The organism is Caballeronia sp. KNU42, assembly GCF_053760385.1.
The window spans coordinates 604,906-630,663 of sequence record NZ_CM132390.1 but is presented as its reverse complement, the minus strand read 5'-3'; the positions used below and the strand labels follow the sequence as shown (position 1 = coordinate 630,663).

Here is a 25,758-nt window from a genome sequence, read left to right as displayed (position 1 = left end):
CCTGCAGGCCGGGTCGTGCAAGGAAATGCAATGTTAGGTTCAGATAAACCATCCGACGCTCACACCCTTGAGTTGATGGTGCGGCAGATCCGCTTCGAAGGCAGGGGCATCAACTCATACGAGTTCGTCGATCCGTCGGGCGAAGTGCTGCCCGCATTCACTGCGGGCGCGCACATCGATGTCCATTTGAACGGCGGATTGATTCGTCAGTACTCGCTAAGCAATTCACCGAACGAACGGCATCGCTATGTGATTGCGGTCTTGCGCGACGAAGCGGGACGGGGCGGCTCGAAAGCGCTGCACGACGGATTGCGCGTGCAGGACAAGGTGCGCATCAGTTATCCGCGCAATAACTTTGAGCTCGCCGGCGATGCCCGCAAGGTCATCCTGTTGGCGGGTGGTATCGGCGTGACGCCGTTGAAAGCGATGGCGCATCGGCTGGAAGAAGTGGGCGTCGACTATGAGATGCACTACTGCGCGAAGGATGAAAGCTGCACCGCGTTCGCGGCCGAACTTGCGCCGCTGCAAGAAAGCGGCAAGCTGCAATTTCATTTCGATAACGGGGACCCATCGAAGGGATTGGATTTAAAGCGCTTGTTGAGCGAGACCGCCCCCGGCGTGCACGTCTATTACTGCGGCCCGGGTGGCTTCATGAAAGCGTGCGCTGCGGCGACTGAGCACTGGAGCTCCGGGACGGTTCACTTTGAACATTTCAAGGCTCCTGAGCGAGCAGTAAGCGAGACCGTTGCTGCGGCCGTGGGCGAGTTCATTGTGAAGATCGCCAGCACGGGGCAGCAGATACCGGTGTCAGGCGAACAGAGCATTGCCGACGCGTTGGAGGAGGCGGGCGTGGCGATTGAAACCTCGTGCCGGGCCGGATTGTGCGGGACTTGCAAGGTGCGGTATTTATCGGGCGAGGTCGAACACAACGATTGCATTCTCGGCGACGACGAAAAGCAGGAGTACCTGACTTGCTGTGTATCGCGGGCGTCGAGCCGAGAACTGGTGCTTGATCTTTAGCTTGAGGCGCACGCACTGTGCCGCTCATAACGACCGGTCATGTGCGCACCGAACACCACATAGAATAAAAATCTAAGGTATCGACTATTTTTCTGACCTTGTTCTACAAGTCGCGAAAATCAATGAAATATTTGGGAAATTATTTTTAGGTCTTAACTTTAAAATTGGCGCTCCTTCAAAACTTGAATAACGATGAGCGCCGACCTCCATTACTTCGACTACGCGGCGACCACGCCTGCGGATCCGCGTGTCATTACTTCGATGGTCGATTGCCTGGGCATAGACGGCGTCTTTGGCAATCCGGCGTCCAACTCTCACGCTGCAGGTATTAAGGCACGAGGCCTGGTAGAGAAAGCGCGTGAGCAAGTTGCGTTGTTGATCGGCGCGCGCGCCGACGAGATCATATGGACTTCAGGGGCGACGGAGTCGAACAACCTCGCGCTTAAGGGCTTTGTCGAAGCAAACGGAACTGTGCCCCATATTGTCACTAGCTGCATGGAACACAAGGCTATTCTGGATACGGCCGCGAGCCTTGAGCAGCGTGGTTTTCCGGTTACTTATGTCGCGCCCGATCAAAGCGGCTCCATCACGGCCGCTGCCGTCCGCGCGGCACTAAGGCCGGACACGGGCATCGTCTCGCTCATGCTGGTCAATAACGAAATCGGCACGATCACTGACATCGCGGCGATCGCGCCCATCGTTCATGCCGCGGGTGCGTTGTTGCACGTGGACGCGGCTCAGGCGCTTGGCAAGACGCCAATCGATGTGAAGGCACTGGGTATCGATTTCATGTCGATGTCGGCTCACAAAGTCTACGGGCCGAAGGGCATCGGGGCACTGTACGTCGCTCGTGAAGCGGCTGCCCGGCTTGCACCGCAGATGCACGGGGGCGGGCATGAACGAGGTCTACGCTCAGGGACCCTCGCTACCCATCAGATCGTAGGCATGGGCACGGCATGCGCAATCGCCATGGCGGAAATGGAGGCCGATACCGCGAGAATCACCGCACTCAGCGAGCGACTGCTCGACGGTGTCTTGTCGATCGACGGTGTTGAGAAAAACGTACGCGACGGCGTGCATCTTCCGCATACGCTTAGCTTGAGAGTTGACCGCGCGGGTTTTTTCCCCTTCATGCTTGCCGCGGATCTCGCCATCTCTTCCACGTCTGCGTGTAGTTCAGCGTCTGGCGCGGCGTCGCATGTATTGAGTGCGATCGGACTTGATGAGCAAGCGGCGGCACGGACAATACGCATAAGCCTGGGGCGCTTTACCACCGAGCAGGACGTGGATAGAGCCATTACCTGTATCCGGCAAGTAGTGGATCAATGCCTTGTGGTGCACTAACGTTTGAATCGTCAAAGCCCACGGCTACACCGTGAACCGCGCGAATTTCACACGATAAATAAAACAAAGTAATTGATCTCGTTCGGTGAAATCTTGAAGACCTCTATCGTTCTGCGATGTCAGAACAATAGAGGTTAATCGCTTGCCCGGTTCTTTCGGCCATTTGATCAGCAGGTCGAAAGCGCCATACGCCCGCATCTGGTGACCAAAAAACGTGGTGTGACACAATGCATATGTGCCCGAGATCGGGCTAGCAAAAACTCTGCATGATCCCAGTGTCAACCGGCAATCCATCCATGCATCGCAGGCGCTTCCTAATCGCCGCTTTCAGTGCGACGGGCACGGCGCTCAACGCGCGTGCCGCGCAGACGAAGCATTTCGACATCGTTTACCCGCAAATTCGGCCCGGTGGGGACGTGCATGCCGCTTTTGCGCTCGCGGTCCTTGATCTCGCGATGAAGTCGGCCAATGCCGACTATACGATTCGGCAAGCGAAAGTTGTGATGGAGCGGGGCCGGGCGCTTACCGAGCTTGCCAACGATGACACGATCAACCTCCACTGGACGAGCATGGACGCGCAGGCCGAGCAAGGGTTGAACGTCGTCCACATTCCGATTCACCGAGGCCTGATTGGCTATCGGGTGTTCATCATAAGAAAGGACCGGCAACCGGATTTCGACAGGATCCGCAGCCTGGATGACTTGAAAGCGCTGACCGCCGGGCAGGGACTTGGATGGATCGATACCGAAATCATGAGAAGCGCCGGGCTGAACGTGCAAACGTCAACCTACGAAACGCTATTCACAATGACTCAGGGCGGCCGGGTTGACTACTTCCCTCGCGGCGTTATCGAAGCGTTCACTGAACTCGACGCACGCGAGCAGGTAGTGCCGGACCTTGTGGTCGAGAACAGGCTGTTGCTGCTATATCGATCGGACTTTCTGTTCTATGTTGCCCGGGGCCAGAAAGAACTCGCCGCGACAATCGAGAAAGGGTTCACCGCGGCGTACCGCAACGGCTCATACATGAAGTTGTTCAACTCCCATCCGTATATCCAGAATCCGTTGGCGCGAGCGAACCTGGCCGGCAGGAAGATTATCCGCCTGGACAACCCGTATCTTTCCGAAGCGGACCGCAGGATTCCAGACGAATACTGGATGCACTGGTAGCCGCAGGGATGCTCGTCAGGTGGGTCATGGCTTCACCTAACCTCGCCATTGCTTTGCTTCCGTCAGATCACCGCGTGCCGTTGACCTAGCGCGGCGAGCAGTTGCGGCCACTGGTCAACGTGGGCGTTGTCGTGAAGCTCTTCGAGCTCCATCAACAGTTCGACGATCTGGGCATTATAGACATCGACACTGGACGCATACAGCGCTCGCAGAAGCGCGCCGTCAAGTGCATGCCGGTAGTATGCGATGCCGACGCCCTCGATATCGGAGCAGTAGAGGTCATCGTGAATCAGCGACCCAATTGCGCATTTGCGTCCGTTGCCGCCGCGCAGCCGGCACGATCCGTTCTCGTCTTCGGAAACGGCGCGCTGGGTCAGCAGATGGGCGCTCACGCGTTCATATATTTCTTTTGCGCTTAGCATGGACGTGATTCAAGCGGCGTGTTCGAGACGGTCGGCGCAAAGGCCGAACTGGCGTGCAACCGATGCCAGTCCATCGCGCCATTCGCGCTTGTCGAAGACATCGTGGACGTTCTGCAGGTAACTGAGCAACTCGATAGTCGTCGGGTTGTACACGTTAATTTGCGAGCGCAGCAGCGCACGCTTGAGCGCCATGACGCCCGTATTCATGTAGGAGGGCACCGCGAGTGCGGATGCGCCGATGAACAGAACCGGGATACCCTCCATGCCCATTACGTAGTCGCACGGGGCGATAAAGCTGCCAAGCGGGCATCCTCCGCAATACCCGCGGTAAGTGCGCTCTCCACGCGGCAGCAGCCCGGCATGACCCTGGCTGAAGAGGTGCAGTGTGGCTCTGTCGAAGATTTCCTGATGGGTAAGAAAGCGCAGCGTTTTCATTGTCGGATTGGTTGGCAGGCACGCGATTAATATCCAGCATCCTTGGCTTTTCAATATCGTCAAGGCTCAGATGACACCGGAAAGTATTGGTAAGCAATGCGGCAGACGCTCTTTCCGTGTTTTACGGTTCATGTACCAATCGTAACCTTGCGAGACCAGATCGTTAAGTCGGGACACGCTGAAACTTCCCTCGGAATAGCAGCGTTTTGACTATCAGGAAATCCCTACACCAGGGTGAGTGGAATGAACGTACCGGGATCGATTGAGCGCTTCCGCGCGGCTGGCTGAATGAGTAGCACAGCCAAGGATGTTCACTTGGACAGTCAGTTGCCGGACTTATCCTGACATCGGGGAGGCGTCTGTTGGTCACCGACGGCGCGTATGATACCGACGGGGATTTTGGCTCTCACGGACAAAAGCAAAAATACGGCGCGGTGAGCGCGCCGGTCAGCGGAAAGGAAAAAGAACATGAAGCGTATCTTGATCGCCGTTGGAATTGTGCTGCTGGCTGCAGGTTCCCGGGCAAGCGAACCGGCGGGACCGGCTGGCGAACTGGTGAGCTTGCCGAGCCGCGATGGTGTCACGCAGGGTATCTATATTGAAACCCGGACCGATAATCCGCCGTGGGTCATTGTTCTGTTCGGCGGCAACGAAGGCGCGCTGCATTTGAGCGCCGATGGCCCGGCCACGCTCAAGGGCAATTTTCTTATTCGCACGGCTCGCTATTGGGTGAAGCAGGGCGACGCCGCCGTGCTGGTCGACACCCCGTCCGACTATGCCAACGGGATCGATGACGGCTTTCGTCTTGGCAAGGACTCGTTCAGCGACACGGAGGCGGTTGTCAAGGCACTGCGGCAGCGCTTTCCAACGTCGAAGGTGGCGCTGGTCGGTACGAGCCGGGGAACTGTTTCGGTGGGCAACGCCCTTGCGCGTGATCCGGGCGTCGCCGATGCGTTTGTGCTGACTTCACCGGTGTCCATCGCACAACGCGGCAAAGCCGGTGTTTCCGGCCTCGATGCAGACGGCACGAAGGTTCGCGTACTGGTCATCTCGAACCAGCATGACGCTTGCCCGGTAGCGTCGTTCTATGGCGGCAAGCGTCTCGCCGAGCGAAATCACTTCGAATTTATCGCTGTTGATTCTTCGGACGGCGGAGGCGACAAGCAGGCTGATTGCGGGGGCCATTCACCGCATGGTTTCCTTGGCATCGAGCTGCAGGTGCTCGGTGCGATCAACGGCTGGCTCAACAACGATCAGCCTCCTGCGACGCAATAAGACCAAAGCGGCCGATGAGGGCGCCGCCCTGCTGGATAAAACGAATTCGAGGAATGGGGTATGACGAATCCGCATTGACGACGCCAAACCACGTAAGTGTCATGGAAGAATCGTGTAAGTTTGGGCTAAGAAAAATGAAGCGTCCGCACAATTCACGCGGTTTTTTTGGTCGTATCCGCCGCGAAACATTGCCGGTTGGCAAGCAGTGTTTGCGTAGATTCTGTACGATTCCTGGCAATCGATCATTAGATGTTGCGACGGCATTCAGCGTGAGTTGCCGCTGAGGGCTATCGATGATTCGCAGCGGCCTCGCCGGGCAGGCAGGTCTGCCAGATTTCCTATCTAGTCCTGGTGTCCCGGCAAACTCGGCCGGCTCGACCGCTTGTTCATGCCGGCATCGGATCATTGGCGGCGTGAACCTGGGCGCTTCGTCTATCCGGGACCCCTTTGCCGAGATTGTGAATGGACAAGATTATCGTTTTCATACTTCCTGTTTTCGTTGTTCTGATCGGCGCCGAGTTTGCTTACGGCTGGTTCAGGCAACGCAATACTTATCGACTGAACGATGCGCTGAGCAGTCTCAGCCAGGGCCTGATCAGCCAGTTGCTGGGGCTGGTCACGCAGCTCTTTCAAATTGGTCTGTATGTCGTTGTGTTCAATGCGCTGACGCCCTCCCCCAACGTCAGGTTTTGGGACACCTGGTACGGCTGGCTAATCGCCATCGTCCTGTTCGATTTCTTCGACTATTGGCTGCATCGCGCCGGGCATGAGTGTGCTGTCATGTGGGCTGCGCATGTCGTCCATCATCAAAGCCAGCACTTCAATTTCTCGACGGCCCTGAGGCAGGAAAGTACGGTCGCGCTGATTGGCTGGATCTTCTATCTGCCCATTGCGTTGATAGGCGTGCCGCCGGAACAGTTTGGCCTGGCCGGGCTTATCGTTCTCTTGTATCAATTCTGGATTCACACCGAACACGTCGGCAAACTTGGCTGGTTCGATCGCGTGTTTTCGTCGCCCTCCAACCATCGTGTGCATCATGCGGTCAACGACCAGTACATCAACAAGAACTACGGCGGCATGTTTGTGATCTGGGACAGGATGTTCGGGACTTTCGCGCAGGAAGAGGAGCCTTGTGTCTATGGAACGAGGACACCCCTGCGAAGTTGGGATGCTGGCTGGGCAATCCTTGCGGAGTACTGGGCGCTTGTGCAGGCAACGCGTCAAGCGAAGTCGTGGGCAGACAAGTGGCGCATCTGGCTCAAACCTCCAGGCTGGCGACCATCCGACTCTGGCAAGGATCTTCAGGCAGGACTTGCTGCGCCAGCGTTCGATCTGGACGCGGCCAAGCAGTTGTACGGAGAGCCCGTTGGCAGCAGCGCTGCGATATTTGCCGTCGTGCAATTTACGCTGATGATGGGAGCAACCGCGGGTTATCTTTGGTACGCGGAAGAGCTTTCATATTCGACGGAGCTGGGGTTGACCGCTGTTATCGTCGCCGGACTTTGGGCTTTGGGCGCGTACTTGCAAGGCCGTGTGAGCGTCATCGCGGTCATTCTGGTCGACCTTGCTGGCGTAGCGGCCGCGTTTCTGATGTTCAGGGCTTGACTGCAGCTTTCGCGATGATTCCAAGGCGCATGCCTTAGCTGCGTCCCGCCGGCTTTGCATTGATAGGCCGGCGCTCCCGGCCCCATGAGCATCTTGTGGTTGCAATGCACGCGCCAACTGTTGGGCGCCCAAGTCGTGGGGCATTTTCGGCAACAGTGCTCTTGCCGCCACTGTGCAAGATGAAAGACTGAACAGCACACTGTGAGCAGTTCATCATCGAACTGCTACATCCTTGCGTCTATCGACCGACAGGTGACTCTGCAAAACTATGGACTGGCCGCGAACGGCTTTGCAAGCGTGACGAACCGGCTTGTTACCGCGCTGATACACGCAAGCACCAGCAGAAAAACTGTTGTCCAGTGGTCCAGTTGAACCAGAATCGAGCCGGCAACTGCGTGGATCTACCTAGCCAGGAAAATCAGCGCTCACGGTGGTGGCTTCCCATGCGGCGATCTCGGCGCGCAGAGCCTCCAACTTGGTTTTGACACGCTCAAGCCCGTTGCTGCCCAGGATCAGATGGCCTGGAGGGGTTGGCGACTGCACCGCCGCGATGATAGCCAGGGCCGCGCGTGCCGGGTCGCCCGGCTGCTTGCCACTGCCGGCCGAGATGGCGGCGCGGCGCTTGCCGGCGCCCGCCTCGTAAGCCTCGATCGGCTTCTTGGCTTGCTTCAGCGAGCGTCCTGCCCAATCGGTACGGAATGGCCCGGGCTCAACCGCCGTAACCTTGATCCCCAGATCGGCCGTCTCGGCGGCCAACGCTTCGCTCAAGCCTTCCACCGCGAACTTGCTGGCGGCATAGTAGCCGCTCCCCGGATTGCCGATCAGGCCGCCTACGGACGTGATGTTGACGATGTGCCCGGCGCGCTGTTCCCGCATGGCGGGTAACACGGCCTTGATGGTCTCGGCGACGCCAAAGAAGTTGACCTCGAACATCGCGCGCACGTCCTGATCGTCGCCTTCCTCGATGGCGCTCAGGTAGCCATAGCCGGCATTGTTGACCAACACGTCGATGCGGCCAAATTGTTGCAGGGCTTTTTCAACCGCGTGTTTGATCTGACTCGCTCGGGTCACATCGAGTTCGAGCACCAGTGCGCGGTCACCGTAGCCCTCGTCAAATTCTGCCAGGGAGCCAGGTTGACGAGCCGTCACGACAGCACGCCAGCCTTTATCAAGGACCGCACGTGCGAGCTCCCGGCCGAATCCGGTGGAACAGCCGGTAATGAACCAAACGGGTGCAGGCGAGGGAGTATGGGCGGATGACATGGGGTTCCTTTTGACGAGAGCCGCGCGGCAGCTGAACCACACGGCAGGGGTAGCGGAACAAAAAGTATCGCATGTTGGCGCGTACCGCGTGGTCGGCTGCTCGTCCGCATCTCATCGCTCCGATGACCTTTCCAAGCGGTCGAAACGGAAGTCATTCGGCCAATTTCCCGGACGCCAATCGAGTTCCTCTACACCTTAGCGCGGAGGTAATCATGAACCTTCCGTTTGTTGCGCCTCAGTCGCCAAACATGGCTTTTATGTCGCGTCCCGTCTGCTCGGCTTCCTCAATTAGCCAATCGAGAAATTGCCTGGTCGCAGGGGAGTCTGCCGCAGTTCGCTTCCAGCAAATGAAGTAGGGGAACGGCATTGGTAGGGCGACCTTGAACGGCGCGACAAGTTCGTGCCGCTTGATGCGATCGATGGCGAAAAAGCCCTGTCCCAACGAAATGCCTCTTCCCCGAATTGCCGCATCGATCGCCATACCGGAAACGGAGTAGGTGAGTGGCGCCAGGCCATCAGGCAGCGGCACCCCAACCGCATGTAACCAGTGTCCCCACGTTGGTGGCGACAGGTTTGCCCATCCCCATTCGACGTGAATCAGCGGGTAGCGCAAGATATCCGCTGGTTGCGAGACGGGTTTGTCCGCCTGCAACAGCGAGGGTGCAAACACGGGTGCAACTTTGTCCGTAAAAACGACGTGATAGGGCGTTCCGTCAGTCGGTAGTGCCCCATACGTTAGCCGGACATCGGCACTTCTCGCGGCGATACTGGTTTCGTGGTCGACGACCTCGACATGGACCTGCACGTGAGGGCAGATGGTGTGCCACGTGTCCAGTCTGGAGGCAAGCCAATGGGTCGCGACTGACGGAAATGTCATCAGGGTGAGTCGGCGCCCTGTCTGCGCCTTGAGCGCCGCCTGGGCGCTATGAAAGCACTCGAACCCGCGAGAGATGTGCGAGTGGTACAGCTCGCAGAGTGGGGTTGGCCGCAGGCCCGTGTTTTCCCGCTCGAAAAGCGCGACCCCGAGAAAGTCTTCAAGGACGCGAATCTGCTGACTAATCGCACCGGGCGTTACGTGAAGCGCCTCTGCGGCGGCCACGACGCCCCCGTAACGAATGACGGCATCGAATATTTGCAAGGCTCGAAGAGGAGGAAGGCGGTTCATGTCGTTAACCTGGCAAATGCCATCGTGAAGCCAGTCTAGCAAAGACTGTTCTCCGCCTGGACGCGTAACGGCGTCATGCAATGCCACACGCTTACGGCTTCACATCTGTGTTGAACCACTTTTCCGACAATCGCGTCACGGTGCCGTCTGCCAGTGCTCCGGTGATGGCCGCGTCAAATTTTGCTTTCAGATCCGTATCCTGTTTGCGAAACCCAAGTCCTTCTCCCGGCCCCCAAACCGCGCCACCAATCGTCGGTCCGGCGATCCGGATTTGGGCGGTATCCTTGTTGCCGGCGATTCCGGCGTAATAGGTGACGTCGTCGAAGGCCGTGTCGACGCGTCCGTTGACCAGGTCGAGGTCACGTTCGGCCGAGGTCTTGTAGAAACGTATGGAAGTGACGTCGTTGAAGTTGTCGGTAATGAACTTGGTGTACACCGTGCCGGATTGAATGCCGATGGATTTTCCTTTCAGTTGATCGCGCAGCGGGGCAAGCATGGGTCCGTCGATTTTGGGGTCACCGGTCAGCTTGAGGAAAGAAGTTTTTCCTGTCGCGTTCGCGAGGCCATGCCCATCTAGCGCCGCGAATGCGGCCGGCGTTGCAGCGTAGGGTTTGGAGAAGGCAATGGCCTGTTGGCGTTCCGGCGTGATGGCAAGGGCATCCATCACAACATCGAATTTGCCGGCCTGCAGGCCATTAATGAGGCCGTCAAAATCCTGGGCAACTGTTTCGCATTGCAGATTAACCCGCTTGCACAGGTTGTCGAGCAATTCCGGTTCGAATCCCGAGATTTTTCCGTTCGGCAAGGTCAGATTCCACGGAGCATAATTGCCTTCCAGGGCAACCTTCACGGTCTTTGCCTGAGCGCCGTTGCCTACCAGTGCCAGCACGCCGAGAAAGGTGACGAGAGAAGCCTTCAGGACTTTTGTGCAAATCGTATTCACATTACACCTCCACAGTGTCGAATCAAGCTTGTGCCTGGATTGGAAATTCCCGGATCGCCACACTCCGTGGCATGGTGGGCGCGACCGGCTTCAGCCGTGCAAAGTGCCGGCGATGTTTTCCACGATGCTCAGCAAGTCGCCCTGTTCGACAAGCCGGTGGACTCCCATCATGTCCGGATAGAAAAACCGGTCGCCTTCTGCGGTCGGGGCAACTTGTCGAATGCGCGCATACACCGCGGCGGTTGCGGGTGATGCGTCGGCTGGATCGAAGAAGTCCAGTGCCTGGGCGGCGGTGAGCAGCTCGATCGCCAGCACGTGCTGCAACTTCTGCGAAGTTGCGTAGGCCTTTCGTGCCGCGTGATAGGCGAAGCTCACGGGGTCTTCCTGGTTACCACTCGTCGGCACGCTGTCGACGCTTGCTGGTTGAGCAAGGGTGCGCATCTCGCCCAGCAATCCGGCCGCCGTGTACTGAATGATCATGTAGCCGCTGTTCAGTCCGGGATCCTTCGCGAGGAACGCGGGCAGTTCGCTGAAGTACGGGTTGACGAGGCGGTCCGTCCTGCGCTCCGAGATCTTCGCGAGCGTGGTCATGCCGATGCAAAGGAGATCGCACGCGATGCCGACGAACGTACCGTCGAAGTTGGCGCCGGATATCGCGGTACCATCCTCGCCGTCGGGATGGATGACAGGGTTGTCGCCGCAGGACCCCACTTCATCGAGAATCGCGTCGTACGCGTCCTTGATCGCCCGCTTGGACGCTCCATGCACCTGGGCAATGCCGCGAAGGCTGTAGGCGTCCTGCAGCCGGTAATCGGCAAAGCGATCGCACAGCGCACTTCCGGCCAGCAGCCGTCGGATGTTGTCGGCGGTGTTCCTCTGATCGACATGTTTCTTGACGGCGTGATACCGGGCATCCAGCGAGCGCGTGGTGGCCTTGAGCGGCTGCAGGGACATCGATGCGGCAATGTCGGCAACCTTCGAAAGCTCGAGCGCGTTGTAAAGCGCCAGCATCCCGATTGCGGTCACCGAGGTGGTGCCGTTGGTGAGTGAAAGCCCTTCCTTGCAGCGCAGCGAGTGCGGCTTCAGCCCCGCTCGCTCCAGTGCTTCGGCGCCACTCATGCGTTCACCGCGGCAAAAAGCTTCTCCTTCGCCAATCAGCACGAGCGCCATATGTGCCTCGGGCGAGAGATATCCGACCGATCCGTCGCCCGGCGCGAACGGCGTGATGTCGTTGTTCAGCAGCCCGGCGATTTGTTGCAGCAATTCGAGGCTTACGCCGGAATAACCCTTGCCGAGGCTGATCAGCATCATCAGGAGCGTGGCTCGGACAACTTCGCGAGGCAGCGGTTCGCCGACCGAGACCGCATGGGAGCGCACGATATTTCGCTGAAGCTGCTCGGCGTCGTCCGGGTTGATGACGCGTGTCGAATTTGCGCCAAAGCCCGAGGTCACACCATAAACAAGCCGGTTTTCGCTCAGGAAAAGATCGACCAGGCGGCGCGAATTCAACACGCGCTCTCGATAGACGGACGAAAATTTTATTTGTGCACCGTGTCGGGCGACGGCAATGAATTGCTCGATCGAAATATCGGATTCTCCGAGCTGAACGTCGGATATCTTGCTTGGTCGAGATTCGATGTGCGCCAAACTCATTCTGAATTTCCCCTGTTGAATGCATGAAATGAAGTGAGTGGCAAAATCGGCTTAAAAGCGCGATGTTTGCCGGAGATCATTGCAGGCCAGAGTAGCGACGGCGATGTTGACGCACAAACGATTTGATTTGACTTTCGTGTTTAGTTTTTCTAAAGCCGGATTTTTTGGGTCATGTGCGTTTGTCTAAAGGATGAGTTTTTTTAATTCGAGAAAATAATTTTCTCGGATTTTTGGGGGTTATCAGAAAATATCGATTTTTGATCTATGCAAATGTTTGTCTTGGATTCTTGTATGGGCTGGTATAGGCAGTCGCTTCCTTGAAGTGATGTGGTCATGAAACGGCTACCCCAATCGAGATTAGATTCGCATTCCTAAAATGTATGCTCGATACCAACCGAGACACCGGTCGTAGACCGGCCGGATGCGACGCCTGCGCCCGTGAGCGAGGCGACGCTGTTGGTGCCCGACGCATGTTGATAGGTCACCTGCTGGTAGACCGTAGTTCTCTTCGAGAAGAGGAAAGAGTTCGAGAGGGTAATGGTCTTCCAGTTTCCACCGTCCAGATTCTCCACCCATCCGCCAATCGCGATTACATCATCGGGCTTGACCGTCCAGTTCATCCCCGCGTCAACCGTGTTGGCGTTACCCTGGCCAGTCGCCAATGTGATGCGCGACTGCGTAAACGTGGTATGCACAAGCACATTTTGAAACTGATACGATGCGCCGAGCCCCCAATTGACGAGCTTGTTGGCAACGACGCCCTCGGCTTGAGGAAGTGGAGTCCTAAACAGCGACGGAAGACCAATAAAGCTGGAGAGTTCCAGAAAGCGGTTGTTCTCGTTCGCGTACGTGGCCGCCAGACTCAAAGGTCCTCCCTTGTACTGGACAAAGAAAGAGTAGTTGCGGCTTTCGCTGAAATTGCCGGCGACATTTCCAAACGCAAATTCGGCCCCCGAGGAGAACCCGCCCAGGGTGGGACTCACATATTTAACGGCGTTGTTGAACTGGAAGAAGTTGGCGATTTCATCGAGGTTACCCTCGTGAAGCGAGAGAATGTTGCCAACGAGCAGAGGCGTTTGATAATTGGCAAGAATGTCATACATGAAGCTGGGTTGGTGACCGAGCGTCAACGTGCCATAGGTGTCCGACTGCAGTCCGACATATGACTTTCTGTTGAACAACGTCCCGGGAACAAGTGCCTGGCCATTGTTTAGCAAGTATTCGTTCTGAAGATCGAAGATGGTGTGCAGGCCGCCACCGAGATCCTCAACGCCCTTCAAGCCAAAAATGTCGGGGGCGTGCGTGTTTCCCTCCTGGAACAGGGCATGTCCTCCGACGTTGCTAACGTACTGTATTGCCGTGTCCGCAATCCCATACAAGGTAACGCTGGATTGCGCGTTGGCGGCACTGGCCACGGAAAGTACCCCGATCACGCCTGCCACTGTACGTCCAAAAGTTGTCATGCCTTGTCTCCAATCCGGTTGTTTCTCTTCCGAGGAAGTTATATGAATAAAAGGATGCGTTAAATTTGTACTACTGATGAAATGGAACCAAAAAATTCAAACGATTAGTCCGGCTGCCCGATCGTTCCCGATCCCCCCAGTCTGCTGCCGTTGCATTCAACAATAATGAATGACATAATGTATGTTGAACACTATAGGGACCGCCCCTAGACGTGTCAACATGAGTACCGTCCGTGGAAACCCGGAGCGGTGTTTTTTTTGACTTCCATATGGCCCAAAAATGACCAATGTGACTGCGAGGCGTGGCATCCAGTCTGTCGAGATTGCGTTCCGGATCCTTTCGGCGTTGCAGACGAGTGAGCGGGCACTCCCTCTCAAGGAAATTGCTGCGCTGTCCGAACTGTCGCCGAGCGCGACGAGCAACTACATGATTAGTCTGGTACGGACCGGGCTTGTGTCGGCGGACGAAAAGCCGGGGTGCTACAAGCTCGGGCCGGCGTCGCTTGCTTTGGGGATGAGCGCGATCAACCAGCTGGACGGATTCGATATCGTGCGTCGGGAGGTGATCGCCTTGCGGGAAGCAACGCTGAGCGGTGCGGCCGTGACAGCATGGACTGAAGATGGACCGGTCAGTCTCTTTAAGCAGGAGGGGCAGACGCGCAGTATTCTCGAGCTGAGAACAGGCCTGATTCCGTTGGTCACGACTGCCGCGGGAAAGCTGTTCATTGCCTGTCTTCAGCCAGCGCGCACCGAGGATCTCATCAGCCGCGAGCTGTCTGGGGACCCGCAATGGAGTCCGGCTTCCTTGCGTGAAGAAGCGATCACTGAATTGCGCACATGTGGCTTCACAACGGTTCATCGTGGGGACATGGGTTACGTGTCTGTCGCGGCGCCTGTCTGGGACAGGGACGGGGACCTCCGATTCGCCATCAGTCTCATCGGATCGCCTGCAACGCTGAGCACGGAAATTGAAGGGGACGCGGTCAAGGCCCTCATCGAAAGCGCGGTTCGAGCTACGGTGGCACTGGGCGGAAAGGTCCCCTTCAAGATTGGCTAGAAGCGGAGCGCGCACTACCGATGCGCGCGGGTGAGCGCAACGGACACGCTATAGCGAGGGCAGCGGCTTGGCGCCGCCGCCTCATTGCGTTCGTGCTTTCGTCAGTCTGTCCCGGCGGCGGCCGCTTCCAGCACGATGGAATTGAACACCCCCGGCGCTTCAAGCTTCGGCATGTGGCCGATTGCCTCGAGCACGTGCAGCGTCGAATGGTGAGCAGCCTCGTGAATCGGCCGGGCATGGTCTTCAATTGGCGCGAGGCGGTCGAGGTTGCCGACAATCACGGAGATCGGCGCCTCGATCGAAGGAACGACGGATGGCGTATAGGTTGAGAAGAGCATGTCCACGGCCTGTTCCCAGCCTGTAGGGGTCACCGCGTCTCTCAGCCGGGATACGACCGCGCGAACCAGGGGCCCGGCATTCGGCGCGAGCAGAGCGTCGATCACAGCGGCGCGCGCCTCGGGCGATTGTGCCGCTGCGCTGCGCATCAGAACTTCTCGCGCCGCGTCGCGCTCCCCACCGGATAGATGTCCTCGTGCGACATTGGGCGCACTCAATATGAGGGCGCGCGTAGCCGACGGGTACCGCGCTGCAAATGTTGCGGCGATGACACTACCCCATGAACTGCCTACGACGGTAGCGCGCGATATGCCGAGTGCGGACATCAGCTCCGCGAGCGCATCCGCATAATCCGTGGCAGCCGGAGTGCTGATTGCAAAGGGACTGCTTTGCCCATAGCCGGGGGCGTCCCAGGCGATCACCCGATAGTTCTTGCTCAGTGCCGCGAGCTGCGCGCGATATCCCGCCGAACTCGAACCGATGCCATGCAACAACACGATGGCGGGCGCGAACTCATCGCCGGCAGCGCGATACGTGATGACCCGGTTAGCGCCGAGTGTGGGGAGATTCAATTGCACTTGCTCGACCTCGGGTAGCGAGGACTCAAGTAGACGGCTATCTGTTTCAGTCATGATTGGAGTTCGGGCCGGTATATCAGTCGCTGTAACTTGGAACTTAGGCAAATGCCAATTCACGTTTCTCTCAAGGCAGCGGAGATTTCATGCGCAGCGGCCTTGAGGGCTTCTGCACAGGGGCCGTCAGCCGCGGCATCGAAATGCTCTGCCGGGCCGATGGCTGTCAGTGCCAGCACCGCCAGTCCGTTCGGGGAAAGAATGGGCACGCTGATGGCGTTGGCGAGCACCCGGTCGTCATAAAACGGCCCGGGGCGTCTCGTCGCAACATGCGAAGCCCTGACGCCTTCAAGTACGCTAGCGAGGGACTCCGCGGTGAGGAGCGGTTCGCCAGACGCTTGTCGCCCGTTATCACGCAGCTCCGCCGTCACGAATCGATCTACCGCTTCGGGCGGAAGGAATGCCGCGAGGGCCAATCCCGAAGCGGAGGAAGTCACCGGCAGGACAAGCCCCAGTGGCAGATCGGCGGCCACGGGCGTGGTGGCGGCTTGCCACGCGATCACGGTGGGACCGTGATTGCCCCACGCAACCAGCGCAAGTGTCTGGTCCAGTGAACGTGCGAGCCGCAACATGGCGCGGCTGGCCAGCCGGACAGCGTGCGGCTGCGATTTCATCGCACCCTGTGTTCCGACCGGCGCGAGGCCGAGGTCGTGCGGGTCGGCAACCAGATACTGCCCGCCGCCAAATACCAGTGGCCGTCGCGAGCTCTGGCGAATGCAATCCACCGATCCGACAAATATCACATGGTCTCCGCCTGGATAGCGGGAGACCACCTTGCACTCCAGCCATGCGCTGCAATCGCGCAATAGCGGCAGCCCGTCGACGCCAAGGTCATAGTCGACGCCAGAGAATTTATCCGGCGACCGGGTCGCAAAGTGATTGGCGAGATCGAATTGATGCTCAGCCAGGATGTTGATCGTAAATCTCTCGGCATCCTTGAAAGCCGGATGGCTTCCCGCAGAAGTCGCCTGACTCCATAAAACGAGCGGAGGGTCCAGGGAGACCGAGGAAAACGAATTGGCGGTGAGGCCGTGCATTTGCCCCTGCGCATCGAGGGCGGTAACCACCGTGACACCGGTTACGAAGGACCCGAGCACGTCTCTCAACTGACGTTTGTCGAACGTCCCGATTGCAGGACGTTCGTGATCTAACGAAGTGCTGCCGGTCATGACAGAACCTTTTGCGACTCGCTGAACGCCGGCATGACGGACTCGTGAAACAGGCCGATAGATGTCTTTGCTTCGGAAACGGACATGTCCCCGAACATGAACGTTCCTATGAGGTAGTTGAAAGCGCCGTCGTGAGCCTGCTCCAGCAGCTTTTCGCGAACGGTTTCCGGGCGGCCCACCACGGCAATGCCCGATTCCACGAGCGGCTGGATTGTCGGCGGAAGCTTCTGGTTGACCGGTTCCGTGCCGTGCTTCTTCCAGAGCTTGGAAAAGTTCGGATAGAAGACCGACCATGCCCGCGAGGCAATTTCCATGGCCTCCTGATCCGTTTCCGCGACAACGATATAGCGATTCACGCCGATGAGCGGTTCAGCGGCGGACGGATGCCGCTTTGCGAATTCTTCGCGATATCGATCGGTGATCGCCCTGACTCGCTGAACCGGCCCGCCGCACACGATGTTCATCTTCTCCTGGGCCGGCCATACCGTCGACTCCGGCGATGCCAGCGCGTACCAGGTCGGGGGCGGCGTCTGCAGCGGCTTGAGTTCGATCGGCATGTCATTGAATTGCCAGAACTCCCCCTTGTAGTTGAGGGTATCCGAGTTCAAGTACCGCTTGATGATTTCATACGACTCGACGTATCTGGCCTGAGCCGTAGCTGGATCGATACCGAGCGCCTCGATTTCGTGGGGCGAGGCGCCTCGCCCCACGCCATACTCCAGGCGGCCGCCGCTCAGGTTGTCGAGCATGCAAATCTCTTCGGCAAGACGCACTGGGTGGTGGATCGGGAGAATGTAGACCAGCGGAGACAGGCGCAGTTTCTCGGTGCGCTGCGCGGCAGCGGCAAGAAACACGCTTTGCGACGGGCAGGCACTCAGCGTGGTCGCATGGTGTTCCGACATGTGATAACAATGGAAGCCGAGCCTGTCATAGAGCTCGATAATCTGCATTCTATCTTCGTACTGCTTATGAATAGGAAGTCCATTGCGGTCGTTCTGATCGAATATACCGAATTTCATCGATTTTCCAGTAAGGTGAGAAATGGAATGATCTTCTGACTCAACGGGTCGAAGATTTGCTGAATACCTGGAAGATGTTCTCTTCCGGATCTTTGTAGGTGGCGACCACGCCGTGACTGCCCATGTTGCGCTGCGCGAGTAGCTGGCCGCCCGCGGACACGATTCTTTGCCGAGCCTCATCCTGAGCCTCCTCGGCGACCTCGAAGACGGGAACAGCCCCGACGGCTCCTGGCGCCGCTTCCTCTGCCGAGCTCAGTGCAAATGCACTGCGCTGCAGGCGGAATTGAGTCCACTTGTTTTCGTCGCGGAACTGGACAGGTATCCCCAGCGCCGATACATAGAAATCTTCCAGCCGGCCCATATCCTTCGCGACGAAATAGACGGTTTGTATGTCAACTTCTGCCATGGCGGAACTCCGTTGAATTGCGATAACTTAATTGATGTGATGTCCTAACAGAGGGGAATCACGCTGTGTGTTGTTCGTCCAGTCCAAGCTCTTCGCTCATCATTTGCCGAATCAGGTACTTCTGGATTTTCCCCGTGACGGTGGTCGGAAACGAGTCGACAAAGCGGATGTATTTGGGGACCTTGTAATGCGCTATGCGGCCCTTGCAAAAGTCGCGAATCGCGGCGTCATCCAGAGCCGTTCCCTGCGTGACAATGATCCATGCGCATAGTTCTTCGCCGAAATGCTTGTCCGGTACGCCGACTACCTGCACGTCAAGAACGCCCGGGCAGGTATACAGGAACTCTTCGATCTCCCGGGGATAAAGGTTTTCACCGCCGCGGATGACCATATCCTTGATTCGCCCGACGATGTTGACATAGCCGTCCGAATCCATCGTGGCGAGATCGCCCGAGTGCATCCAGCCTTCTGCGTCGATTGCCTCGTGCGTCCGATCGGGCTGGTTCCAGTAGCCAAGCATGACCGAGTAGCCGCGGGTGCAGAGTTCGCCGGTCTGGCCGCGCTCCACGGTTTGGCCGCTCAACGGATCGACAATCTTGACCTCGAGGTGAGGCAACACCTGGCCGACCGTGGATACGCGCCTCTCCACCGGGGTATCCGTCATGCTTTGGCAGCTCACGGGACTCGTTTCCGTCATGCCGTAGGCGATCGTGATCTCGGACAGATGCATTTCGCCGACAACCCGCTTCATGATTTCGATGGGGCAGGGCGAACCGGCCATGATGCCGGTGCGCAGGCTGCTCATATCGAACTGTGCAAAGCGCGGGTGATTGAGTGCAGCGATGAACATGGTCGGCACCCCGTACAGTGCTGTGCATTGTTCTGCCTGTACGGCCGCGAGGACAGCTTCGGCGTCGAAGCGCTCCGCGGGGTAGACGATCGTCGAGCCATGGGTCAGGCAAGCCAGATTGCCCATCACCATGCCGAAGCAGTGGTACATCGGGACCGGGACGCATACGCGATCCGCGTGGGTGAGCTTCATGCACTCGCCCACGAAGAAGCCGTTGTTCAGGATGTTGCGATGACTCAGCGTTGCGGCTTTGGGGAGCCCTGTCGTCCCGCTGGTGAACTGGATGTTGACGGCATCGTCCGGGCGCACGGTACGGCGTACATCCTGAAGCAATGCGCTGTCCGCAGCGTTGACGCGCAGCAGGTCGGAGAAGCGTTGCGCACCGGCTTCGTCCGGGGCGCCGGCCTCGTCGATCCACCAGATTGTTTCGAGGCTCGGCAACCGGGCTTTTCCCAGCTCTCGCAACATGTTCAGGTATTCGCTCGATCGGTACCGGACCATCGTCACGATGGCCTTGCACCCCACCAGGTTGAGTGCGTGCTCCAGTTCGGAGGTCCGGTAAGCCGGGTTGATGTTGACGAGTATCAACCCGGCCTTTGCAGTGGCTAACTGCAGCAGCAGCCAGGCAATGTTCGTGTGGGACCAGATTCCGATCCGGTCGCCCGGCTTGAACCCTGACTCGAGAAGCGCGGCCGCAAGCCGGTCCGACTTTTCGCGTAGTTCTCCGTAGCTTAGCCGGACCCCTTCATGCCGGCTGACTACCGCAATGTGATCGCCCATTTTGCCGGCGATCTCGTCGAACGCATCGCCGATTGTCTTGTCGATCAGCTCGGGGAAACGTGTTCCGCGCTCATAGGAAAGTGTCTTCATCGGTACCGTCCACTTAGTCGCTTGTCTGAAGGCTCATTTGCCGAGAAAAACAACCGGAGCCGGTTCTTCGCCACGAATGACGGCTTCAGCACGGGCGGTTCGCCCTTTCCGGGCGTCTTCCGTCGTGTGCAGCCCCATGGTGAGGTCGAGGGTCAGCGCGTCGGCGCCGGCCACGCCGCCGCTCGACCATGCCTTCAGGAGGGCGCGAATGGCGCCATACGAGCGCGTAGGGCCGTTGGCAAGCTTGATGGCGAGATCCCCGGCGACATTCTCGACCTGGTCTTCGCCGACGACAAAGGCGGCAACGCCGAGTTGGCCCGCGGTCGTGCCGGACATGGGTTCGCTTAGCATGACGTAACGTGCTGCATACGCACGCCCCGCTTTTTCCGCGAGACGCTGCACGCCGCCCGCGACGGGCGCCGTGCCAACGGACGCTTCAATGCACCGGAACGCGGCGTTCTCCGCTGCGACGATGAAGTCACAAGCGAGAGCCAGCTCGAATGCGCCACCCAACGCCGCGCCACGCACCGCGCTGATCGTCGGGATCTGGAGGGCTTCGATTGACCGGTAGGTGTAGTGCATCTGCGAAATGAATGTGCGCCAGTCATCGAGACCTTTGTCGATGAAATCGAGGACGTCGCCGCCCTGGCTGAAATTGGGGCCTTCCGCGCGGATCAGGAGCGAGCGGATATCGGCCCTGCTGGCTTCCCGGACGGCCTTCTCGAGGCTGTCGGCGAAATCAGCCGCGATGAGATTCGAGGGAGGATTGGCCAAGACGATATGGCCGACGTTCTGACGACGTTCAAAATAGATGCTTTTCATTGAAAGGAATCCTTAATAAATGATGGCGATCGTGAAACCACGATGTCTCCTGCCAGGAGCTGCGCTGCGTATATTCAACAATAGTGAACGCATGCAGCATTGTTGTATATTAGGACGCCAGTGGACGCGTGTCAACCTATTCGGCGATGACGGCATGCTTCGGATCGGATCTGGGTTGCTATAGAGGCGCGCAGGCAAAAGCACCGCCCAGGGAGTCGCTGGGCGGTGCTGGTCGGGTAAACCTGGGGTGCCGGCTGTAGGCCCGGCGGGCGCCGCCTTTCCTTCCGGCGGATGACGCGGGTGCGTTGCGCAGTCAACCGCGCACTACCGCTACCGATTCGGCTTTTCGAATCCCGCAACCAGGGCGTCTGGTAGATGCCGGGCGGCTGGAACCATGCCAGGGCGTGTGGGGAAGATCGCGTGGACGAGGCCTGGCATCGCAGCCAGGCCCACCAGCAGGTGAATACCGGAGCGGCCACTCGTGGGGAGTGGCTGGGTTTTTGTGTAAAAGGCGCCGTGTTTCGCGCCTTTCATTGGTTATCCAAATTTGACGAGATTAAGCACCGGCAAGGGGCCGCCCGGAATTTGAACTAGCCGCCCCCCGCCTTCGAGCGAACCCAGGTCGATGCCGAAGAAGCCGAGCTGCCCGATCAGTCCGCTCACCGCCGATTTCGCATCCGCGTCGTCTCCTGCGAAGAACAACACGCGGTGCCCGCCCTCGGCCTGTGGATCGTCGGAGATGAGCTGCGCCGGCAGATGATTGAACGCCTTGACGACGCGTGCGCCCGGCACGAGCTCCGCGAATGTTTCACTCGAGCTCCGGCCATGCAATTCGGCTGGTTGGAACAGCGGCGCCTCGATCGGATTGTTCGCGTCAATCACCACGCGTCCGCCGAAGTCCGGCAGGCCGGCGAGGGCGGTCGGCAGCTTCGACCAGTTCACTGCGACGAGGACGATGTCCTGCGCGGCCGCCTGTTCGCGCGTGCCCGGCGTGATTGAGGGGCCGAGTTCGCGCGCGAGTTCCGCGAGTGAATTCGGGCCCCGGCTGTTCGCGATGATGGCTTTGAGGCCTTTGCCCGCCAGCGCTTTCGCGAACGCGGACCCAATGGCGCCTGCTCCGATGATACCGATGGTGTTCATGACAATGCTCCGATGAAAGGTGATGAATCAAGTGATGAATCAAGCGATAAAGCCGACGTCCGTGCCGGCAAGAGGAAGCAGATGTGACACCACTTCCCGGGGATGGATGGACGAATGTTGCCGCCTTAATTGCTCGATGATTAGCCGGTAATCGTTTGAATTATTTTCAAGCAATGCTTTAAGATTCCCGCATGGAAACCCTCGCCAATCTCGAATCCTTCGTGCGCAGCGCTGAAACGGGCAGCTTCTCCGCGGCCGCGCGGCGTCTCGCGCTGACGCCCGCTGCGGTCAGCCGGAACGTTGCGCTGCTGGAACGAAATCTCGGCGTGCGACTGTTCCAACGCTCGACGCGCAAGCTCACGCTGACCGAGGCGGGCGAGCGCTTTCTCGTGGAAATTGGCGGCAATCTGGACGCGCTGCAGACAGCGATCGCGTCCGTCTCGGACGATCGCAGCGAGCCGGCCGGCGTGCTGAAAGTCAGCATGGCGCCCACGTTTGGCATCACGTACGTCATGCCGCTGTTGCCGGCGTTCCTCGCGCGCTATCCGATGGTTCGTCCGGATTGGCACTTCGAGAACCGGCAGGTCGACCTGATTGCAGAGGGATACGATGCGGCGCTGGGTGGTGGATTTGATCTCGCACCGGGTGTTGTGTCGCGCGCATTGGCGCCGGCGCATCTCGTGGCGGTGGCGTCTGCGGCCTACATGGCCGGCCGCGTACCACCGGCCGATCCGGGAGATCTTGCAGAACTCGACGGCATCGTGATGCGCTCGAGCCGCACCGGGCGCGTGCGCCACCGGACGATGCGTGACACAGCAGGCGATGAAGTGCCTGCGCAGCTCGGCGAGACCATCGTGGTCAACGACCCGGCAGCGATGCGTGAAGCGGCGATTCTCGGGCTGGGCGTCGCGCTGCTGTCCGTATCGGACGTGCTGTCGTCGATCGAGCAGGGGGAGCTCGTACGATTGCTGCCGCGCTGGTACGCGGACGCCGGGGCAATTTCGATCTATTACGCGACGCGTGCGCTGCTGCCGGCGAAAACACGCGTGTTTGTCGACTTCGTCGTCGAGGCGTTCGAGCGGGAGCGCTTGGCTGAAAGGTTCGCGGGAGGCAGCGAATGAGTCGCACGTCGGCTCTTACTCGCGATGGTCCGCGTGGCGGTGACGATCACCGCATCTTCCGGGTCAAGCGGATGAACCGTCTTTCGGAAGCGCGGATAACGGGAGCGGGCTTGGCTTACTTGGTCGAGCGGCGCAGCTTGATTGCAATATCGAGCTTGGATACCCAGCTTGCGTCGTCCAGGCGTGCTCCGAGGATATTTTCGATTCGGTCCAGCCGATAATTAAGCGTATTCGGATGAATGCCAAGAACGCTTGCGGTCACCTTTCTCCGCTGCAGTTGATCAAAGTAGGTCTCGAGTGTCTCAAGCAGCTCCGGTTCGCTCTCGAGCTGTTCGACGAGAGAGACGAGATAGCGCAGGGCGTTTTTCGTACCGCGTACGCTTTCTTCGACGACGATTTCCGAATACAAGCGCACGCGCTCTTCGCCTCCACGACCGCGCTCGGAACTGAGCGCGCGGATGGCTTCCTCCGCGGACATCGCCCAGCCTGCCGCTCCCTCGCCCGCCAGGCCAATGCCGATTGCCTTGATCTCCGGCATGGTTTCTACGATCGATACGATCTGCTTGCCCACCTGAAGATCACTCATGCCCATCAGGTCACCGAGCCGGGCCGGTATCCACACGAGTAGCTTTCCGCAGTACCAGTTGTCGAAAAGCGCATCGACGGGCAGTTTGAGCCGTCGGGCGGTTGCAACAACAATTCGGTCGAGTTCGCTTTTGAACGTTGGCGAATGGCTGTCGATCGAGCGGACGTCGATGGCCAGCGCTATTCGGGGAGTCGTTCCGTCGAGCCGGAGGGCGGCGGCGGTTTTCACGAATCCTTCTGTATCTTCGGGATAGAAGAAAATAATAGTGTGCAACTGATATCGAAGTGCTTCCCGCCAGCGAGCCTGTTTATATTGTTCGTCCAGGAAAGTCTGGGAGATGATCTGCGCGAGGATGTCGAAGAACTCCATCAAAAACGGCGAGATGCGGAATAACAGTTCATCCCGCAGATCGTCGTTTTTCTCATTGAGTTCAATATAGAAACACCATAACTCGCGGGACCCCAATCGGAACGCGCGCAGCAGCGCGTCGAGAGGCAAGCCCTGGTAGACCCGCCGGCGCCCATACTCCCGGAAGACTTCAAGCCCTTCCGCTGATGGCGCGTTGCCGGACAATAGCGTATCGAACCAGAGCTTTGAGGCCCAGGCGATCGAATTGCGTATGTCAAGTTTTGTTGGGGAATCCAGATCCGCATACAGCTTGATATTCATCAACGCTGCATAGACCCGATCGACGACCCTCCCGTAATCAAGGGCCACTTCCTTAGTCCACTCGTGTAAGGCTGGCGATATCTCCGGGACACCTTTAGTCATGCCTTGCATACCTCAGTGATCGTTGTCGTCGATAGTCTACCGAAGTCTTGTCCCGGCTCATGGCTTTGCAAGTGCAATGGCTTCTTTTCAGGTGGGCTTACGTCGAAGGCGTCTGCGTTCAACCTCTCCAAAAATGAGCAGCGCTGGCGAGCGGCTTCGATGCCTGACAGACTGAAAGGTTCAGGCCGATAAGAAGGCGCCGCATGGATCGAAAGAAGGCGCGCCTCGCGCGGCGCACCAGCCCGGCAAGAGGCACGACACAATCAGATTTCGTCTCGACGCAGGGACAAGAGCCCGAGCAGGATCTCATCGCGATGCGCGGCAAGTTCGTGCGTGGATCGGGATTGAGTCTCTTCATACACGCCGCGGATGATGGTTGCACGAACCTCAGGGGTGAGCTCGGGCGCGCCGAGGACTTTCCACCACGCGCTCATCGGTCCCGTGAACTGTTCGAAGAAGTGTTCGATGCCGCCGTCGCCTCCGCCCAGATGAAACAGCAGGCTCGGTCCCATCCCGCCCCAGCGCAGACCCGGTCCCCAGGAAACAGCCGTATCGGCGTCGGCGACGCTGACCACGCCTTCCGATATCAGGTACACCATTTCGCGGAAAAGCGCGGCTTGAAGCCGATTGGCGACGTGTCCGGGCACCTCCTTGTGAAGGCGAACAGTGCGCTTGCCGATACCGCTATAAAAAGCCGTGACGCGCTCGATGGTCTCTTCCGATGTCTTGGCGCCGCCGACGATTTCAACAAGCGGTATCAGGTGGGGCGGATTGAACGGATGTCCGATCACGCACCGCTCGGGGTGATGCTCGCAAGCCGACTGGATCTCGCTCATGGTCAGGCCTGACGAACTCGACGCGATGATCGTAGTGGGCGCCAGGATAGTGTCGAGATGCCTGTAGAGGTCTTTTTTGAAATCGATACGTTCGGGTCCATTCTCCTGGACGAGATCGCTGCCGGCCACCGCCTCGTCGAGATTCGCCGTGAACGCCAGCCTGGTGCGCGAGGCTCCGGTTGCGAGTCCTAACTTTTCCAATGCGGGCCATGCCGCGTCAATGAATGCTTCGAGCTTCGGCTTGGCGTCCGGCGCAATGTCCGTGGCGATCACATCCAGGCCTTTGGCGAGGAACAGGGCGGCCCAGCTTGCACCGATGACGCCAGTGCCAATGATGGCAATGCGGTTGATGTCTTTGCTCATGACTGACAATCCTTCGGGTGAGG

The 25,758-nt window shown here is 58.6% G+C and carries 22 protein-coding genes and 1 pseudogene; 7 read left to right on the top strand and 16 right to left on the bottom strand.

What is annotated here, in order from left to right; all coding sequences use genetic code 11:
• Positions 1–30: 30 nt before the first annotated feature.
• From ACSOSP_RS34245 to ACSOSP_RS34235, 3 genes and pseudogenes are all read left to right on the top strand, one after another.
• Complete coding sequence (locus tag ACSOSP_RS34245) at positions 31–1,020, top strand: PDR/VanB family oxidoreductase (RefSeq protein ID WP_455315083.1); 990 nt, start codon at positions 31–33, stop codon at positions 1,018–1,020.
• Positions 1,021–1,206: 186 nt separating this feature from the next.
• A pseudogene (locus ACSOSP_RS34240) lies at positions 1,207–2,349 on the top strand (cysteine desulfurase family protein); the annotation flags it as partial.
• 311 nt (positions 2,350–2,660) lie between these two features.
• Positions 2,661–3,533: a hypothetical protein gene (locus tag ACSOSP_RS34235; RefSeq protein ID WP_455315413.1), complete on the top strand. Its 873-nt coding sequence runs from the start codon at positions 2,661–2,663 to the stop codon at positions 3,531–3,533.
• 62 nt (positions 3,534–3,595) lie between these two features.
• On the opposite strand, the gene ACSOSP_RS34230 is transcribed toward ACSOSP_RS34235, so the two are convergent.
• Both ACSOSP_RS34230 and ACSOSP_RS34225 read right to left on the bottom strand, forming a co-directional pair.
• On the bottom strand, positions 3,596–3,955 hold the full coding sequence (locus tag ACSOSP_RS34230) for a hypothetical protein (RefSeq protein WP_455315082.1): 360 nt from the start codon (positions 3,953–3,955) through the stop codon (positions 3,596–3,598).
• A gap of 9 nt (positions 3,956–3,964) precedes the next feature.
• A complete protein-coding gene (locus tag ACSOSP_RS34225; RefSeq protein WP_455315081.1) occupies positions 3,965–4,390 on the bottom strand; it encodes a hypothetical protein in 426 nt (141 codons plus the stop codon).
• A 468-nt stretch (positions 4,391–4,858) separates the two neighbouring features.
• On the opposite strand from ACSOSP_RS34225, the gene ACSOSP_RS34220 reads away from it, so the two are divergent.
• A complete protein-coding gene (locus ACSOSP_RS34220; RefSeq protein WP_455315080.1) occupies positions 4,859–5,665 on the top strand; it encodes an alpha/beta hydrolase family protein in 807 nt (268 codons plus the stop codon).
• Positions 5,666–6,127: 462 nt separating this feature from the next.
• Positions 6,128–7,270, top strand: coding sequence for a sterol desaturase family protein (locus ACSOSP_RS34215; RefSeq protein ID WP_455315079.1), 1,143 nt, complete (start codon positions 6,128–6,130; stop codon positions 7,268–7,270).
• 405 nt (positions 7,271–7,675) lie between these two features.
• Here ACSOSP_RS34215 and ACSOSP_RS34210 read toward each other — a convergent pair whose 3' ends face one another.
• The 5 genes from ACSOSP_RS34210 to ACSOSP_RS34190 form a co-directional block, all read right to left on the bottom strand.
• Positions 7,676–8,533, bottom strand: a complete 858-nt coding sequence (locus tag ACSOSP_RS34210; protein WP_455315078.1) for an oxidoreductase — start codon at positions 8,531–8,533, stop codon at positions 7,676–7,678.
• Positions 8,534–8,768: 235 nt separating this feature from the next.
• Positions 8,769–9,698 carry a LysR substrate-binding domain-containing protein gene (locus ACSOSP_RS34205; RefSeq protein ID WP_455315077.1) on the bottom strand — a complete coding sequence of 310 codons (930 nt, stop codon included), beginning with the start codon at positions 9,696–9,698 and terminating at the stop codon, positions 8,769–8,771.
• 91 nt (positions 9,699–9,789) lie between these two features.
• On the bottom strand, positions 9,790–10,641 hold the full coding sequence (locus ACSOSP_RS34200) for a transporter substrate-binding domain-containing protein (RefSeq protein WP_455315076.1): 852 nt from the start codon (positions 10,639–10,641) through the stop codon (positions 9,790–9,792).
• 90 nt (positions 10,642–10,731) lie between these two features.
• The gene (locus ACSOSP_RS34195; protein WP_455315075.1) at positions 10,732–12,294 is read right to left on the bottom strand and encodes an HAL/PAL/TAL family ammonia-lyase; all 1,563 of its coding nucleotides are present in this window, start codon (positions 12,292–12,294) and stop codon (positions 10,732–10,734) included.
• A 371-nt stretch (positions 12,295–12,665) separates the two neighbouring features.
• A complete protein-coding gene (locus ACSOSP_RS34190) occupies positions 12,666–13,757 on the bottom strand; it encodes a porin (RefSeq protein ID WP_455315074.1) in 1,092 nt (363 codons plus the stop codon).
• Between the two features lie 280 nt (positions 13,758–14,037).
• On the opposite strand from ACSOSP_RS34190, the gene ACSOSP_RS34185 reads away from it, so the two are divergent.
• Positions 14,038–14,814: an IclR family transcriptional regulator gene (locus ACSOSP_RS34185; RefSeq protein ID WP_455315073.1), complete on the top strand. Its 777-nt coding sequence runs from the start codon at positions 14,038–14,040 to the stop codon at positions 14,812–14,814.
• 101 nt (positions 14,815–14,915) lie between these two features.
• Here the strand turns inward: ACSOSP_RS34185 and ACSOSP_RS34180 are convergent, their stop codons facing one another.
• From ACSOSP_RS34180 to ACSOSP_RS34150, 7 genes are all read right to left on the bottom strand, one after another.
• Entirely contained in the window at positions 14,916–15,782 is an 867-nt protein-coding gene (locus ACSOSP_RS34180; protein ID WP_455315072.1) for an alpha/beta fold hydrolase, read from the bottom strand.
• Positions 15,783–15,841: 59 nt separating this feature from the next.
• A complete protein-coding gene (locus ACSOSP_RS34175) occupies positions 15,842–16,951 on the bottom strand; it encodes a flavin reductase (RefSeq protein WP_455315071.1) in 1,110 nt (369 codons plus the stop codon).
• Positions 16,948–17,970: an LLM class flavin-dependent oxidoreductase gene (locus tag ACSOSP_RS34170; RefSeq protein WP_455315070.1), complete on the bottom strand. Its 1,023-nt coding sequence runs from the start codon at positions 17,968–17,970 to the stop codon at positions 16,948–16,950. Before ACSOSP_RS34170 ends, ACSOSP_RS34175 begins: the two co-directional genes overlap by 4 nt.
• A gap of 40 nt (positions 17,971–18,010) precedes the next feature.
• Positions 18,011–18,376, bottom strand: coding sequence for a VOC family protein (locus ACSOSP_RS34165; RefSeq protein ID WP_455315069.1), 366 nt, complete (start codon positions 18,374–18,376; stop codon positions 18,011–18,013).
• 58 nt (positions 18,377–18,434) lie between these two features.
• On the bottom strand, positions 18,435–20,096 hold the full coding sequence (locus ACSOSP_RS34160; RefSeq protein ID WP_455315068.1) for an AMP-binding protein: 1,662 nt from the start codon (positions 20,094–20,096) through the stop codon (positions 18,435–18,437).
• Between the two features lie 33 nt (positions 20,097–20,129).
• The gene (locus ACSOSP_RS34155; protein ID WP_455315067.1) at positions 20,130–20,918 is read right to left on the bottom strand and encodes an enoyl-CoA hydratase/isomerase family protein; all 789 of its coding nucleotides are present in this window, start codon (positions 20,916–20,918) and stop codon (positions 20,130–20,132) included.
• Between the two features lie 537 nt (positions 20,919–21,455).
• A complete protein-coding gene (locus ACSOSP_RS34150; RefSeq protein WP_455315066.1) occupies positions 21,456–22,058 on the bottom strand; it encodes an NADPH-dependent F420 reductase in 603 nt (200 codons plus the stop codon).
• Between the two features lie 191 nt (positions 22,059–22,249).
• On the opposite strand from ACSOSP_RS34150, the gene ACSOSP_RS34145 reads away from it, so the two are divergent.
• Positions 22,250–23,179: a LysR substrate-binding domain-containing protein gene (locus ACSOSP_RS34145; protein WP_455315065.1), complete on the top strand. Its 930-nt coding sequence runs from the start codon at positions 22,250–22,252 to the stop codon at positions 23,177–23,179.
• A gap of 115 nt (positions 23,180–23,294) precedes the next feature.
• Here the strand turns inward: ACSOSP_RS34145 and ACSOSP_RS34140 are convergent, their stop codons facing one another.
• Positions 23,295–24,536, bottom strand: coding sequence for a PucR family transcriptional regulator (locus ACSOSP_RS34140; RefSeq protein ID WP_455315064.1), 1,242 nt, complete (start codon positions 24,534–24,536; stop codon positions 23,295–23,297).
• A 263-nt stretch (positions 24,537–24,799) separates the two neighbouring features.
• Entirely contained in the window at positions 24,800–25,735 is a 936-nt protein-coding gene (locus tag ACSOSP_RS34135; protein ID WP_455315063.1) for a 3-hydroxyacyl-CoA dehydrogenase NAD-binding domain-containing protein, read from the bottom strand.
• Between the last annotated feature and the right edge of the window lie 23 nt (positions 25,736–25,758).